The sequence below is a fragment of the Leisingera daeponensis DSM 23529 genome (assembly GCF_000473145.1).
Taxonomy (GTDB): domain Bacteria; phylum Pseudomonadota; class Alphaproteobacteria; order Rhodobacterales; family Rhodobacteraceae; genus Leisingera; species Leisingera daeponensis.
On record NZ_KI421500.1, the window covers coordinates 3741779 to 3755820 of the forward strand.

Consider the following 14042-nt stretch of genomic DNA (forward strand, 5'->3'; position numbering starts at 1 on the left):
GGTTGCCTCACCTCGAAAGAAAACAACATGAAAAGTGATTTCGCGACGGCCATGGGCCGGGCGCTTGAGCAGACTCGTGCCGGAAATCCGGCCGAGGCCACGCGGCTGATACAGGCGGCGCTGAACGGTCAGGGGACGGGAACAGCAGTTTCAGGCGCCCAAACGAGCCGGAAAGCGCGGCGGCCGCTTGGACAAGTCATCGATTCCCTCGTCAACGGGAAGCCGTTGCGGATGCCCGGGTCCGCGCGTCCGGGCAGACAGCCCGCGATCCCCGATGGCGCTTCGTACGAGACCTGCCGGCACGCCTGCGCTCATGGGGCCAGAGATGTGCGTGTCTTCGCTCCCTCTCCACGCGACGAGCCTGTGCGCGGTCTCATTCTGATGCTGCATGGCTGCACTCAGAACGCCGACGACTTCGCCGCCGGCACGCGGATGAACTTTCTGGCCGAAGAGCATAACCTGATCGTCGCCTATCCCGACCAGACCCGCGCCGCGAACCAGATGGCATGCTGGAACTGGTTCCGTCCCGAAGATCAGAGGCGCGAAGGCGGTGAAGCGGCGCTGCTGGCCGATCTCGCGGCAAGCCTTGCCGCGCAGCATGGTGTGCCGTCCGGCCGGATCTTCGCCGCCGGCCTGTCGGCGGGTGGCGCGATGGCCGCGATCCTGGGTGAGACACATCCCGAGGTCTTCGCCGCCATCGGTGTGCATTCCGGCCTCGCGCCGGGGTCGGCCTCCGACATGGCAAGCGCATATGCCGCGATGCGAGGGCAGGCGGTTCCGCCGCGATCGGCGCGCTCAGAACCTCAACGCAGCATCGTCTTTCACGGCACGGCGGACAGCACGGTTGCCCCATCGAACGGAGATGCGGTCGTGGCTGCGGCTCTTGCTGGCTTCGATGCCGACCGGATCGAGGATACCATCACCGGCGCACGCGTCGTGATGCACCGCGACCGCGCAGGCGCGACACTGGTCGAACACTGGGCCCTGCCCGGTATCGGACATGCCTGGTCGGGCGGCTCGCCGGACGGCAGCTATACCGATCCGACGGGCCCGGACGCCTCGGCCGAAATGATCCGGTTCTTCCTTTCGGTCGCGGAGCCGCGTCAATGACCAGCCAGCTTGCCTTCGAAGCAATTGCGGAAGCCACTCCGGGCGCGAAATGGAAAAGGCGCTGGGATCTGTCCTGGCCCGCGTATGAGGCGTGGTTCCTGCGCAATGGTGGAGAGGCTGGCCCGTCGCGCGCGGAGTGCGATGCGGCCGTCAAGAGCTACATGCCGGAACTCGTCGGCACCCATGCCCGGCTGACGGAATTGACAGGGGGCGGCGGCCGCGCCGCCCGGTTCCTCTCGGGCTGGTGTCCGCCTGCCTATCTGAGCGGGTGCTCGATTGCCGCGCAGACCTGTGGCGGCAAAGTCAGTCTTGTCCGGAATTACGACCTGTCGCCGGACCTGAACGAGGGCCTGCTCTTGCGCAGCGAATGGCGGCGCCCGGTCATGGGGATGGTGGAGTTCCTCTGGGGGCTATCCGATGGGATCAATGACGCGGGTCTCTCCATTGCCCTAGCGTATGGCGGGCGCAAGGAAGTGCGCCGCGGCTTCGGGATTACGATGATCGTCCGCTATTTGTTGGAGACTTGCGAGTCGGTGGCCGAGGCGCTCGACCGGCTGAAGGGAATACCCTCCCACATGGCCTACAATCTCGTCCTGGCGGACGCTACCGGGCAGGTGGCCTCGGTCGAGCTCTTCCCCGGCGGCGGTTTTCGCGAGATGCCCGCCGCGGTCGCCACGAACCATCAACAGGGAGCCCCTCGTACCGACCGGGACCGCGCCAACCGGACAGTTGAGCGCCGCGCCTATCTTGAGACCCTTCTGGAGTCGGATGCGCCGCCGAATGCGTTGAGCCGGGCATTTTTGTCAGAGCCGCTGTTTCAGAGGGATTTCGCCGGCGGATTCGGGACGCTCTTCACTGCCGAGTACACTCCGGCCCGTAAAGGGCTTGCTCTGCTCTGGCAGGGTCAGACTTGGTCCCAGACACTCTCGGATTTCGAAGAAGGTCAGAGACTGATCGTGTATGACACAGATCTGAACGCCATATATTTTGCCGATTGGTCTTACTGGGGGGCACGTGCGCCTTCCAGTTGGCAACTGGCTGGACAAGAGATCGCCCAACAGTGGACCTCCGCGACCACCCGGTGTGCCGCGGCAGGATACGGAGGGGGTTATTTTCCTTACTGCGTTTAGGGCGCTATTGGAGGAGCGGCCCAGCTCAGCGTCCCGGCCGAGGCGTTGATGGTGCCGTGCGTGCGTTTCGTGTGCGATGGCTTTCAAAGGTCTGCAAAATGCTTTGGAGCAGACCTTCACGTCTGCTGGTTGACTGGCAGTTTTGTCCCGCAATGTGCGGGTTCACCGGCTCCAGAACCTCGCTCTCGCAACAAACATCAGAAACGGTGGCCTGCGCCGCAGTACAAAACCTCGGCTGGTTGCGGAAAACGGCCGAGTTTGCAAAGGCCACTATCTGCACACAGCAGGCGACGGGGGCATGCGGCACGCGCTGGAAGCAGCAGGAAGGTCCAGCGCAACCTTCGCCTTGAACTCTGGCGCGTGCTGCTTGCGTTTTGACATCTCTGATCTTCTTCTCGTCGAAGATCAGCAGACTGCAAATCGCAGCTTATGTCAGTGTCCGAATTTCCAGGGGTGGCTCAGTGTAAATCAGCATTGCGAATCCTTCATTTTCAATCTCCACATGATCCTTGGTAAAGAAAGTCCGCCCAGTGCCGCCGGCCAGCGTCCGCAAGCAGCCTTTTTCACATGTCTCAAAAATTGGATCGCTGTGCTCCACTGCGTTGTCATCGTCAACAGTGCCCTTGATGCTGATCCGGCTGCGCCGGCAGCGTCTAGGCCGCCTTGCCGGGCTGTGCCTGCTGGCGGGAGTTGCGATTCATGTCTGGAGGGCGCGAGGGTGTGGGGAGCAGAGCGGTGTTGATAGATCCGGGCAGTTACGCTCCGGCGCTGGCGCTAGGGCTGACGGTGGTGGTTTTTGCGGCCTTTGCCAGCGAGCGGCGGCCTGCGGATCTGGTGGCCTTTACCGGTGCCTGCGCCGCGCTGGCGCTGGGGCTGGTGACCACAGAGGATGTGTTGGCGGCGCTGTCCAATCCGGCACCTGCAACCATCGGCGTGATGTTCATTCTCAGCGCCGCGCTGGTTCGGACCGGAGTGCTGGAAGGGCTGACCAGCTTCATGGCGCGGATGGCGAAACGCCATGCCGTCCTGGCGCTGGCAGCATTCTTTGCCACGGCGGCGGCGGCCTCGGCGGTGCTGAACAACACGCCGGTGGTGATGGTGCTGATCCCGGTTGCTATCGGCCTCGCCCGGCAGGCCGGCACGGTCCCGTCCAAGCTGCTGATCCCCTTGTCCTATTCGGTGATCCTGGGAGGTACCGTCACGATGATCGGCACCTCCACCAACCTTTTGGTGGACGGAGTCGCCCGCGGCTTGGGGATGGCGCCGTTCGGGCTGTTCGAGATTGCGCCGCTGGGGCTGGCGGTCGCATTGGCAGGGGGCGGGTTCCTGACCTTGGCCGGCCGGCATCTGCTTCCGGAGCGGGTAACGGTCACTGCCCAGATGGCTGAGCGGGAGGCCAAAAGCTGGCTGGTGGATGTCTTCATCCCAGCGGGCTCGCCGCTGATTGGCGCACCGCCGCTTACGGCGCTGGAACTGACACGGGGCGGTACGCGCGTGATAGACGTGGTGCGCGGCGATGCGTCACTGCGCCGGGAGCTGACGGCGGTACGGCTGGAGGCCGGGGATATTGTGGTGCTGAAGGCCCGAGACAGCGCACTGATGGCTTTCAGCGAAGGAACCGCGCGGGGAGCCGGGATCCCGGACTTAGAGAGCGGCCGCACCCGTTTGTCACAGACTGCTGAACTGCTGGTGGGGCCGGGGTCAAGGGCCGTGGGCCGCACGCTGGGACGGCTGCGCTGGCGGCGGCGGTTCGGGATCTATCCCTTGGCGCTGCACCGCAAAGGAGCCTCTGCCGGGGAGCGTCTGGAAAACACCGTGCTGCGTGCCGGGGACACGCTGCTGGTGGAGGGATCGCTTGCCGACATCCAGCGGCTGGCTCTGGAGCAAGGCCTGGTGAGGCTGGAGCAGCGGCAGGCCCGCGCCTTCCGGCACCGCAGGGCTCCGCTGGCAGTGGCGATCCTGCTGGGTGTCGTGGTGCTGGCCGGGTTCAATGTTGCACCGATCCTGGCGCTGGCGCTGATCGGAGCGGCACTGGTGATGCTGACAGGCTGCATCGAGCCGGACGAGGCGTTTCCGGCGGTGGACGGCCGTCTGCTGATCCTGATTGTTTCGATGCTTGTGATCGGCCGGGCACTGGACCGCAGCGGCGCCGTCGAGCTGATTGTCGGCGCGCTGAAACCGTTGATGGCCTTGGCAGGGCCATGGGCGGCGCTGGCCATTGTCTATGCCGTAACCTCGGTGCTGACCGAAGTTCTGACCAACAGCGCGGTGGCGGTGATCATGACGCCGCTGGCCGCGGGGCTTGCGGCAGCCCTGGGGGTGGACCCGCGTCCCTTTGCCGTGGCGGTGATGTTTGCTGCCTCCGCCAGTTTCGCTACCCCGATCGGTTATCAGACAAACACTCTGGTCTATGGAGCAGGCGGGTACAAGTTCGCGGATTTCCTGCGCATCGGGGTGCCGATGAACCTGATCACAGGGGCGGTTACTGTGCTCTTGATTCCGCTGTTTTGGCCGCTGGTTTGAGCCTGGGGGACTGCAATGGGGGCGTGAAAAGCGGCGGGTTTGCGGAAGTTAGGCAAGTGGCTGGATCCACTTCGTTAAATAATTTCTCCTTTCCCTTGCCTTCACCTCAAACCGCTCTCATTTCAGCAAAAGGCAGCCCATGGCGGGCTGCCGGGTTTCTGATGGAGAAACACATGGGCAGAGTGGCTTTCGGCGCTCTTCTCGCGGCCCTGTCGGCAGTTCCGGCCAATACAATGAGTGCCGGAATTGATACCGACGGCGACGGCAAGGCGTCCTTGGAGGAACTGCAGGCTGTCTATCCCGGCGTGACCAGCCAACTGTTTGCAGAAATCGATGCAGACTCGGATGGTTTCGTGGACGACGAAGAGATGGCGGATGCAGTCGCAACCGGGGTTCTGGAAGACCCGGTGACAGAGTTGTAAATGCAGGAGCGGAAGCGTTCCTGGAGAGTGTTCCGGCTGAACCCTTGTTTAGTAAAGGGGGATAACCATGACAATCCGCAGACTGCTTGATGAACTGGAAACGGATATCCAGTGGATCGCTCCGGTCTCGCCCATGGATGTGGCCATCGCCTTGCTGGCGCAGGAGGGAACATCAGCGCTGCTGGTGTCCTCGGACAAGCGGTCGATGGCGGGCATTCTGACCAGCAGCGATATCGTGCGTTATCTTGAGGCCCACCAGAAGCTGCCCAGTCATTTGCGGGTGCGGAGCGTGATGACGCATCCCGTCATTTCCTGCGATGTCCGCAAATCCGTTCAGAGGCTGGAATGGCTGATGTCCAAGCACAATGTGCGCCATGTTCCAGTTACCGATGAAGGGGAACCGGTTGCGGTGATCAGCATTCTGGACGTCACCCGCTACCGGCTGCTGACTGCGGAGCAAGAGGCTTCTGAACTTCAAGACTATGTTGCTGGAGCATCCTGGCGGTCCAGACCGCGCCCGCACCGGCGGAACTGAAGAGGATCGCAACCGCGCCCGCCTGGCGTGGCGCATCTGAGGACGACGCATATGGTTTTGACAGGCCATACCCTACTGGCAGCCGCCGCACAGGCAGCACATGATCTGGCGGGGAAGCTTCTGCGCCTGTTCCCGCGGCCCGGTTCACGCATTGCTTTGCGCCAAGGGGGTACACCGCCGCCGCGTCCGGAAACCGTGCTGGAAGATGGCTGGGAACCCGCGGAAGCGCTGCAGCGGGAAGCGACGGTGCGGCGGCATCTGCCACCCGACTGCGAGGCCGGCGAAGCTGAGATCAGCAATACGCCGGGACGCTATGGCGGCGGCCGGTACCGCGGCTGAACCGCCAGCAGAAGAACCTCACGCGGCTTCCTTTCAGTGGTCCAGAGTTCTCTCGTAGACCGCTTTGCCGTCGCCGTCGCGATAGAAATCTGGAAACTCGGCGCGCAGCACATAACCCATCCGTTCATAGAACCGGCGGGTTTCCGCGTAGGGCGGGCTGCTGGAGGTGTCGATGTAAACCTTACGGCCTTGTGCCTGGCGGATCACGGTCTCGGCCCGCTGCATCAGCAGCCGGCCCAGGCCGGTGCCTTGATGGTGCGGGGCTACCGCAATCCAGTAGAGATCCCAGCTGTGATCGCTGCCCGGTACCGGACCGAAACAGGCGTAGCCGAGCAGTTCGGTGCCGCATTCGGCCAGCAGGAAATGGTAGCCGGACGCGGCTCCGTTGCTGAGCCGCTCCTCTGCCAGTTCACCGGCGATTTCGATTTCCGCGTTGGAGAATTTACCGGTTTCCGCAACCAGCTGTGTGATCCGGGCCGCGTCGCCGCCGCGCAGGGTCTTGCGCCATCGGCGCTTCGGAGACGGGGCCGGGCGGGGCGGAACCTGCGGTTTCCGGCGCTGCATGATCCCCTCGGCCAGTCCGGTAAAGAAGGCTGCGGCGTTGTCGCCGAGGGTGCGCACCAGGTATCCGCCTTCCTGCACCACAAGAATAGGAAACGGCTGCCGGCCGATGCAGGCGCCGGCTTGGCGGAAATCCTGCGGTCTCAGCTTCCAGGTGCCGGTCGGGTCGCCGCGGCCGGTGTCGAAGCCGAGGCAGAGGACCAGAAAGCCTGGATCATGTTCCGCGACCCGCGCCAATGCCTTTTGCAACGCGGTGTGGAAGTTCTCGGGCGTTGCCTGTTCGGCCAGAGGCAGGTTGAGGTTGTACCCGGCGCCGGCATGTTGCCCGGTTTCATCGCGGAAGCCGGTGAAATAGGGGTAAGCAAATCTGGGATCGCCGTGAATGGAGACCGTCAGCACGTCGGCGCGGCTGTAGAAAATATCCTGCTGGCCGTTTCCGTGGTGGTAGTCAATGTCGAGCATCGCGACCCGCCCGTGCTGGGACAGGAAGTTGGCGGCAATAGCGGCATTAGAGAGGTAACAGAAACCGCCAAAGGTCTTTTGTTCGGCGTGGTGGCCGGGCGGGCGGACCAGTGCATAGGCTGCCGGGGCGCCGTTCAGTACCTCCTCCGCAGCGGTGAGCGTGCAATCCACTGCCCGCCGGGCAGCGGGCCAGGCGTTGCGGTTGATCGGGGTGAAAGTGTCGATACACCAGTAACCTGCGAGCACAGAACGCTCACGCGGGCGGCGGGCGGGATTGCGGACCGGGAACACGTAGGGGTAGACCGAGCCTTTTTCTGGCGCATCGGCACAGGCGCTGCGCAGGTAGTCCACCAGCTTGGGATCATGTACCGCCTTGATCCAGCGGTCCGGGAAGTGCCGCGGCGGTAGTTGAGCGAACAGGCCTGTGGCCTCCAGCGCGCCGGCAATGGCGGCGATCCGCACAGGGCTTTCCACATAGCCGCGGGTGTGGACGTGGTGAATGTCATGCCGGTCGTTGACGACCATCGGGAATTGCAGCCCGGACGGCGGCGGCAGGCTGACCGCGCGGACGGCATAGCGCGGCGGGCGCAACCCGTAGCCTCCCGGCGTGACGGATGCGACGACCTGCCGGACGTATTCCGGCGGGCAGAGGTCCGAGTATTTCCGTTCCAAGATGGCGCGGAAGATCTCTTTGAGCCGTTCCGCCGGCGGCAGGTCAAACTGGCCCAGGCCATCGAACACCAGATGCGGCATATCCGTGTCCTCGGGCGAGAGCGGCAGCTCATAGCCGGTGCCGGTGATGGGCCGGGCACCGTAGCGTTCGTAGAATTTGAGCCGGGCCGCGTTCTGGGTCAGGTTGGTGCTGTCTTGAACGTTCTTCGGATCATCGGGCAGGCACTCGAAGTAGAGACCCTGCGCCCCCAGCGAAACCGCCTCCTGCCGGATCCGCTGATAGAGCGCACCGCCGGTTCCGGAGCCTGAGGTCTCTCCCGGGGTGGCTGCGAGGATGTCGAGGAACGCAAAATCCAGCTCCGGGTCGAACAGCAGAAGGGCCGTGCCGCGCACGTCGCCGCGCCCGTTTTCCGCTACGAAAAGCGACGGGATGAACCGTTTGGCGAACGGGTTATTGAGATGCTCCGGCAGCGCGTCGATATCGGCGGACCGTTTGCCCGGAAACTGGGCGCGCAAGATCGCCAAGGCCTTGCCAATTGCGGTCTGGCTGGCGGGGGCGTGGGCATCAGCAATCTTGCGGATGCGGAACATGGCGCGGGTCCTTGTCTGCTGCGGCGAGGGGGAGCGCTGCGAGATGCGCGATCAGGGCGTCATAGCCCATTCCGGCCTGTTCAGCGGCGGCGGCGAAGCCGGCATCCGGCGCCAGGCAGGGGTTGGTGTTCACCTCAAGAATCCAGGGGCGGCCGCCCTCATCGACGCGGAAATCCACACGTGCATAGCCGGAGAGACCGAAGACCTGCCAGATGCGCTGGGCGAGTTCTGCGAGTCTGGACAGCAGAGCACTGTCTCTGTCTGGGAAGGTGAAACGCCTGGGCGTGTGATGGTAGCTGTGCGCGGTGTCATCCCATTTGGCGGCGTAATCGACGATGCGGGGGGCGCCGGGTTCGAAGTCTTCGAACAGGATTTCGGCGGGCGGCAGCACCCTGACGCCCGTGCCGCATTCCAGCAGCGAGAGGTTGAATTCCCGCCCCTCAATGTATTCTTCAGCAAAGAAGGTTCCGCCGTAACGGGTCTGGCGGCGGGTGATTTCCTCCGCCGCTTGGCTGCCCGGCACAACCGACTGCGGATCCATTCCGAGCGACGCATGTTCCGTGAGGGATTTGACGATCACCCGTCCAAGCAGCACAAGCGCAGGGCCGGATTGCGGCCAGGCCGGTGTCGGCAGGCCATGCAGGGCCATTAGGCGCTTCTGCGCGGTTTTGCTGAGGGCAGCCAGCTGCGCTGCGGCGGAACAACCGGTATAGGGAATACCCTCTTCTTCCAGCAGCGGCAGCACCTCGGCTGCGCGCTGCATGTCGCGGTCGATCGCTTCCACCATGTTGAAAACCAGCCCGGGGCGGTCTTTTTTCGCCCAAGGCAGGGTGACAGGGCTGCCTGAAACATGCGCGATCCGGGCGTCAAACCCTTGCCGGTTCAATAAGGCGCAGATGACCTCCGCGGTCTCACGGGTATCGCGTTCGTCGGGATCGTCTCCGCTCGCCCCGTGCAGAACGACTATGGAAAGCGGTTTCATAGCGCTGCGCACAAATTCTCTGCGCTTTCCGTCAGCCCGCAGCGGCGGACAGCGGCATCCAGAATGCCGCCGATCAGCCCGTGGTAATCAAGCCCGGCCTTGGCCGACAGGATCGGCAGGTCGGAATGGCTGGGATGCAGGCCGGGAAGGGTGTTCACCTCTAAGAAGTTCGGGATGCCGGCAGCATCGGATCGCAGGTCGATCCGCGCAGCGTCGCGGCAGCCTAGCGCGTGGTAGGCGGCTAGTGCGGCGGCGCCGGCGGCGCGCGCTTCCGCGTCATCAGCAAGCCGGTAGATCACACGGGTTTCCCATTGCTGCTTGTTCTGGAAGCTGTAGATTTCGGCTTCGGCTGTATCGAGCAGCAGGATTTCCATCACCGCGATCACCCGCGCATCTGCCCCGTTGCCGAGAATGCCGACGGTGAATTCGCGCCCGGGCAGGAAACTCTCAGCCAGAACCGGCTGGCGGAAGCGCTGGCGCAAGGAGCGGGCAGCGGCAGCGGCTTGGTCCGCGCCGTTCGCCTTGGAGGCATGCTCGCAGCCCTTGCCGGTGCCTTCGGCCAGCGGTTTCAGAAAGATCGGGAACGGCAGGTCCAGTCCGCTATCGTCCGCCGGAGTCTCCAGCACCGCAAAGGGGGCAGTCGGGATGCCCGCATCACGCACAACTCGCTTGGCCATCGCCTTGTCCAGCCCCAGCGCCTGGGTCAGCGGGTCGGAAAAGGAATAGGGGATACCGAAGGCTTCCAGCAGGGCAGGGACCTGCGCTTCGCGGGCGCGGCCCTGCAGCCCCTCGGCGATATTGAAGACCAGATCCCAGCGGTCGCCTGCCGCCAGCCGCTGCGCCAGGATACGGACATGGCCGATCCGTTGTGTTTGGTGGCCCCGCGCATGCAGGGCGTTTTCGATGGCGGCAATGGTTTCCGGGCTGTCGAACTCGGCCATCGCCTCATCGCTGAGGCCGCTGCCCCGGTGGTCGTCGCGCAGGTCGTATGTCAGGCCGATCAGCATGGCCGGTGTCCCTTTGATGCGCCCAGGCTGCCGCCCGGGTCGGGGTAACGATAAAGAATGTTCTCGAAGTTACGCAGGATCAGATCGCTGCCGTCGCGCCCGGCCACATAGTCCGGCAGCAGCGGGATCTTGCCACCGCCGCCGGGGGCGTCGATGACGAACTGCGGGACCGCATAGCCGGTGGTATGGCCGCGCAGGCCCTCGATGATCTCCAGCCCCTTGGCAACCGGGGTGCGGAAATGGGCAGAGCCGGTGATGGGGTCGCACTGGTAGAGGTAATAGGGCCTGACCCGCCGCATCAGCAGCGCCTGGTACATTGGTTTGAGGATATCGACGCTGTCGTTGATCCCTTTCAGCAGCACGGTTTGCGAGCCGAGCGGGATGCCCGCGTCCGCCAGCCGCTTGCAGGCCTCGGTGGCCTCGGGCGTCAGCTCAGCTGGGTGGGTCACATGAATGGACATCCACAGCGGATGGTGCCGTTTCAGCATCCGCACCAGATCGCGGGTGACCCGCATCGGCAAGACGATCGGCATTTTGGTGCCAAGCCGGATGAACTCCACATGCGGAATCGCGCGCAGGCGGCCCAGAAGGTAATCAAGCTTGTCATCTGCGATGGTCAGCGGGTCGCCGCCAGAAAGCAGCACATCGCGGACCTCAGGGTGCGCTGCGATGTAGTCCAGTGCCCGGTCCCACTGGGAGACCGAAAACTGGTATTCACCGCCCGCCTGGCCCACCATCCGCGACCGGGTGCAATAGCGGCAGTAGGTCGAGCAGGTGCCGGTGGCCAGAAACAGCACCCGGTCCGGGTAACGGTGGACCAGACCCGGCACCGGGGTGTCGTGGTCCTCGCCCAGCGGGTCGCCTGCCTCACCCGGGAGCTGCAGGTATTCCTGTCCGACGGGAATGTGGGTGCGCCGCAGCGGCTCATCCGGATCATCCAGCCCCATCAGGCTGGCGTAATAGGGGGTGATGCCGACCGGCAGCCCGCCCTGATGCCGGGCCAGCGCTTCCTGTTCCCCATCGCTCAGATCAAAGATCCGGCTGAGCGCCTCCTGGCTGCGGATGCGGTTGCGCATCTGCCAGCGCCAGTCGTTCCAATTTTCCGCAGAGGCCTTCGGGAAGAAAACCTTGCGGAAAGCTTTGGTTCGTTCCCCAGCCGGAAATTTCGGCGGCCGGGCCCGGCGGTTTCGAAGGAGAGGCGGGGCGATGCGGGTTTTTGAGTGGTCTGGAAACTGCAGATCAGCACGGTCCGCGGCGGTCTCTGGAGGGTCCTGGCTTTCGTGAACGCCGGGACCTGCAGCAAGGGGGTGGTCCATCCATGGGTTCCTTGCGCCCAGAGTGCCGTCGCGCGCCAATCGTCGTTGCTGTCGCAGCTCTGGGACAAGAAAAACCTGTGGCTGTTTCAGACGAAAATCAAGCAATTTTACAGGCGGTTATACAAAGTTTTGGCGGCTTTCCGCCAAGGGCTTCTGCTTGCTGGCTCGATTGTGGAATTCCTCAGATGAAGCGGCTTAGAAGTCTGCATTTTCCACAGCTCCATCAAAGGCCAATACTTGGCAGAATGCTGCTCTGGTTTGCTCCAGACCAGCACAAACAGGGCGGATCCGATAAGCATTTTTCAGAACCCACCGATAGCGTGTGAGGCCCCTTTCCCCGGACGGGATCAGGCGAGGCGTTTGATCTCGGAGATGCCGAGGGAGTTTAGCGTGCAGGTTTGGGCTTTGTCATGCCAAGGCTCTTAACCCTCCGGGTCGAGGCTCTGAATCCCGCATGTGGAGGAGGTCTGCAACAAGACCTCCCAGAGGCCACTACCGAGGGTTATTCCGTCAAAAAAACAAAAAGTGTTGCGCGATTCATTCAGCTTATGGAATAAATGACCCTACTCGCAAAGTATTACGGGGCGGACAAAGGCGGGCAATGTCTCTCGCTTGCTGCCTGTCAGCGGCCACCTCAAGTTTCAATGTTAGCTAGTGTGAGGGAGTTACCGATTATGCCAGTTTCGCATTTGAACAGGGCCGTCGCGGCCGGGTTCCTGATATTAAGCATTGGAAGTGCGCCAGCTTTTGCCCAGGAAGACAGCGCGGGCGGCAAGCCGAACATTCTCGTTATTTGGGGCGACGACATCGGCCAGTCCAACATCTCCGCCTACACGTTGGGGCTGATGGGCTATCAAACCCCGAATATCGACCGGGTTGCCAATGAGGGTATGATCTTCACCGACTATTACGGTGAGCAATCCTGCACGGCTGGCCGGTCGTCCTTTATCATGGGCCAGTCAGTTTTCCGCACCGGCCTGTCCAAGGTCGGGCTGCCCGGCGCCGAGGAAGGCATGCAGATCGAAGACCCGACCATTGCCGGCCTCCTCAAGGCCGAAGGCTATGCCACCGGGCAATTCGGCAAGAACCACCTGGGTGACCGGGATGAGCATCTGCCGACGAACCATGGCTTCGACGTCTTCTTCGGCAATCTCTACCATCTGAATGCAGAAGAAGAACCGGAAAACGAAGACTTCCCGCGGGATATGGTCCTGGCGGATGGCACGACGTTTCTTGAACGGTTCGGTCCGCGCGGTGTGCTGAACGTGACCGCGACCTACGGCGAAAGTGAAATCACTCAGAATATCGAAGATACCGGCGCGCTGACGCGGAAGCGGATGGAGGTCGTGGACGACGAGACTTCGGATGCGGCGATTGCATGGATGGAGGAGCAAAACGCTGCCGGCACCCCGTGGTTCCTGTGGTGGAGCGGCACGCGGATGCACTTCCGCACCCATGTCAGTGAAGAGAACCGCGCGCTTGCTGATGAGCGCTACAATGGCGCGAAGGCCGACGAGTACACCGCCGGCATGATCGAACACGACATGGATATCGGCAAGTTCCTCGACAAGCTTGACGAGCTTGGCATCGCCGACAATACGATCGTGTTCTACTCGACCGATAACGGGGTTCACATGAACACCTGGCCGGATGCCGGGATGACGCCGTTCTGGGGCGAGAAGAACACCCAGTGGGAAGGCGCCTGGCGGGTCCCCGCAATGGTCCGCTGGCCTGGCAGTATCGCGCCCGGATCGATCTCGAACGAGATCGTGCATCACATGGACTGGCTGCCGACATTCCTGGCCGCTGCAGGAAACGAAACCATCAAGGAAGATTTGCTGAACGGCATCACTGTACCGGAGATGGCGGGCCGGGAGTACCGTGTCCATCTCGACGGCTACAATCTTTTGCCGATGCTGACGGGGGAGACGGACGAGAGCCCGCGTAAGGAGATATTCTACTTCACTGACGACGGCGACCTTGCGGCCCTCAGGCTCAACAACTGGAAGATCACCTTCCTGGAGCAAAAATCCTGGGCAACCTTCCGGGCCTGGATGGAGCCGCTGACACCCTTGCGTGTGCCGTTGATTTTCAATCTGCGCCGCGACCCTTATGAACGCGGTTACCGGACCTCGAACACCTATTACGACTGGCTGATCGACCATGCCTATATGCTGGTTCCGGCGCAGGCCTATGTCGCGCAGTTCCTGGAAACCTTCAAGGAATACCCGCCACGCCAAGAGGCGGCTTCCTTCAGTCTGGACAAGGTCATGGAGAAGCTGTCGCAGCCAGGCGGCTCGCAGTAAATCTTCACGGCTTTCGCCCCGGGGAGGCATTCCGCCGGGGCGAAAGTGTTTTCCGACATTCCCGGCATCCTCTTTCCTGCACTTGC

At 63.0% G+C, this 14042-nt stretch carries 12 protein-coding genes; 8 read left to right on the forward strand and 4 right to left on the reverse strand.

The genetic code is table 11. The features are described from left to right. Positions 1–27: 27 nt before the first annotated feature. The 6 genes from DAEP_RS0118725 to DAEP_RS0118750 all read left to right on the forward strand — a co-directional run bounded on the left by DAEP_RS0118725 (position 28) and on the right by DAEP_RS0118750 (position 6059). Positions 28–1110, forward strand: a complete 1083-nt coding sequence (locus tag DAEP_RS0118725) for an extracellular catalytic domain type 1 short-chain-length polyhydroxyalkanoate depolymerase (protein ID WP_027245741.1) — start codon at positions 28–30, stop codon at positions 1108–1110. Further along, entirely contained in the window at positions 1107–2240 is a 1134-nt protein-coding gene (locus DAEP_RS0118730) for a C45 family autoproteolytic acyltransferase/hydrolase (protein WP_027245742.1), read from the forward strand. Before DAEP_RS0118725 ends, DAEP_RS0118730 begins: the two co-directional genes overlap by 4 nt. A 735-nt stretch (positions 2241–2975) precedes the next feature. After that, positions 2976–4763 (forward strand): SLC13 family permease, encoded by a 1788-nt coding sequence (locus tag DAEP_RS0118735; RefSeq protein WP_027245743.1) that lies wholly within the window; start codon positions 2976–2978, stop codon positions 4761–4763. Positions 4764–4996: 233 nt separating this feature from the next. Continuing rightward, positions 4997–5185 (forward strand): EF-hand domain-containing protein, encoded by a 189-nt coding sequence (locus DAEP_RS0118740; RefSeq protein ID WP_245595122.1) that lies wholly within the window; start codon positions 4997–4999, stop codon positions 5183–5185. A 67-nt stretch (positions 5186–5252) separates the two neighbouring features. Beyond that, positions 5253–5720, forward strand: coding sequence for a CBS domain-containing protein (locus DAEP_RS0118745; RefSeq protein WP_027245745.1), 468 nt, complete (start codon positions 5253–5255; stop codon positions 5718–5720). Positions 5721–5771: 51 nt separating this feature from the next. Beyond that, entirely contained in the window at positions 5772–6059 is a 288-nt protein-coding gene (locus DAEP_RS0118750; RefSeq protein ID WP_027245746.1) for a hypothetical protein, read from the forward strand. A 33-nt stretch (positions 6060–6092) separates the two neighbouring features. On the opposite strand, the gene DAEP_RS0118755 is transcribed toward DAEP_RS0118750, so the two are convergent. From DAEP_RS0118755 to DAEP_RS22995, 4 genes are read right to left on the reverse strand one after another with little or no spacing between them, the layout of a single operon-like run. Continuing rightward, complete coding sequence (locus DAEP_RS0118755; protein ID WP_027245747.1) at positions 6093–8345, reverse strand: GNAT family N-acetyltransferase; 2253 nt, start codon at positions 8343–8345, stop codon at positions 6093–6095. Further along, complete coding sequence (locus DAEP_RS0118760; RefSeq protein ID WP_036760868.1) at positions 8320–9327, reverse strand: D-alanine--D-alanine ligase family protein; 1008 nt, start codon at positions 9325–9327, stop codon at positions 8320–8322. Before DAEP_RS0118760 ends, DAEP_RS0118755 begins: the two co-directional genes overlap by 26 nt. Then, positions 9324–10334 (reverse strand): D-alanine--D-alanine ligase family protein, encoded by a 1011-nt coding sequence (locus DAEP_RS0118765; protein WP_027245749.1) that lies wholly within the window; start codon positions 10332–10334, stop codon positions 9324–9326. Before DAEP_RS0118765 ends, DAEP_RS0118760 begins: the two co-directional genes overlap by 4 nt. Continuing rightward, positions 10328–11650: a KamA family radical SAM protein gene (locus DAEP_RS22995; protein WP_084204470.1), complete on the reverse strand. Its 1323-nt coding sequence runs from the start codon at positions 11648–11650 to the stop codon at positions 10328–10330. The genes DAEP_RS0118765 and DAEP_RS22995 overlap by 7 nt, the downstream gene beginning before the upstream one ends. Before the next feature lie 2 nt (positions 11651–11652). On the opposite strand from DAEP_RS22995, the gene DAEP_RS24065 reads away from it, so the two are divergent. Next, positions 11653–11976, forward strand: coding sequence for a hypothetical protein (locus DAEP_RS24065; RefSeq protein ID WP_154665091.1), 324 nt, complete (start codon positions 11653–11655; stop codon positions 11974–11976). Between the two features lie 348 nt (positions 11977–12324). Then, entirely contained in the window at positions 12325–13956 is a 1632-nt protein-coding gene (locus DAEP_RS0118780; protein ID WP_036760875.1) for an arylsulfatase, read from the forward strand. The last annotated feature ends 86 nt before the right edge of the window (positions 13957–14042 follow it).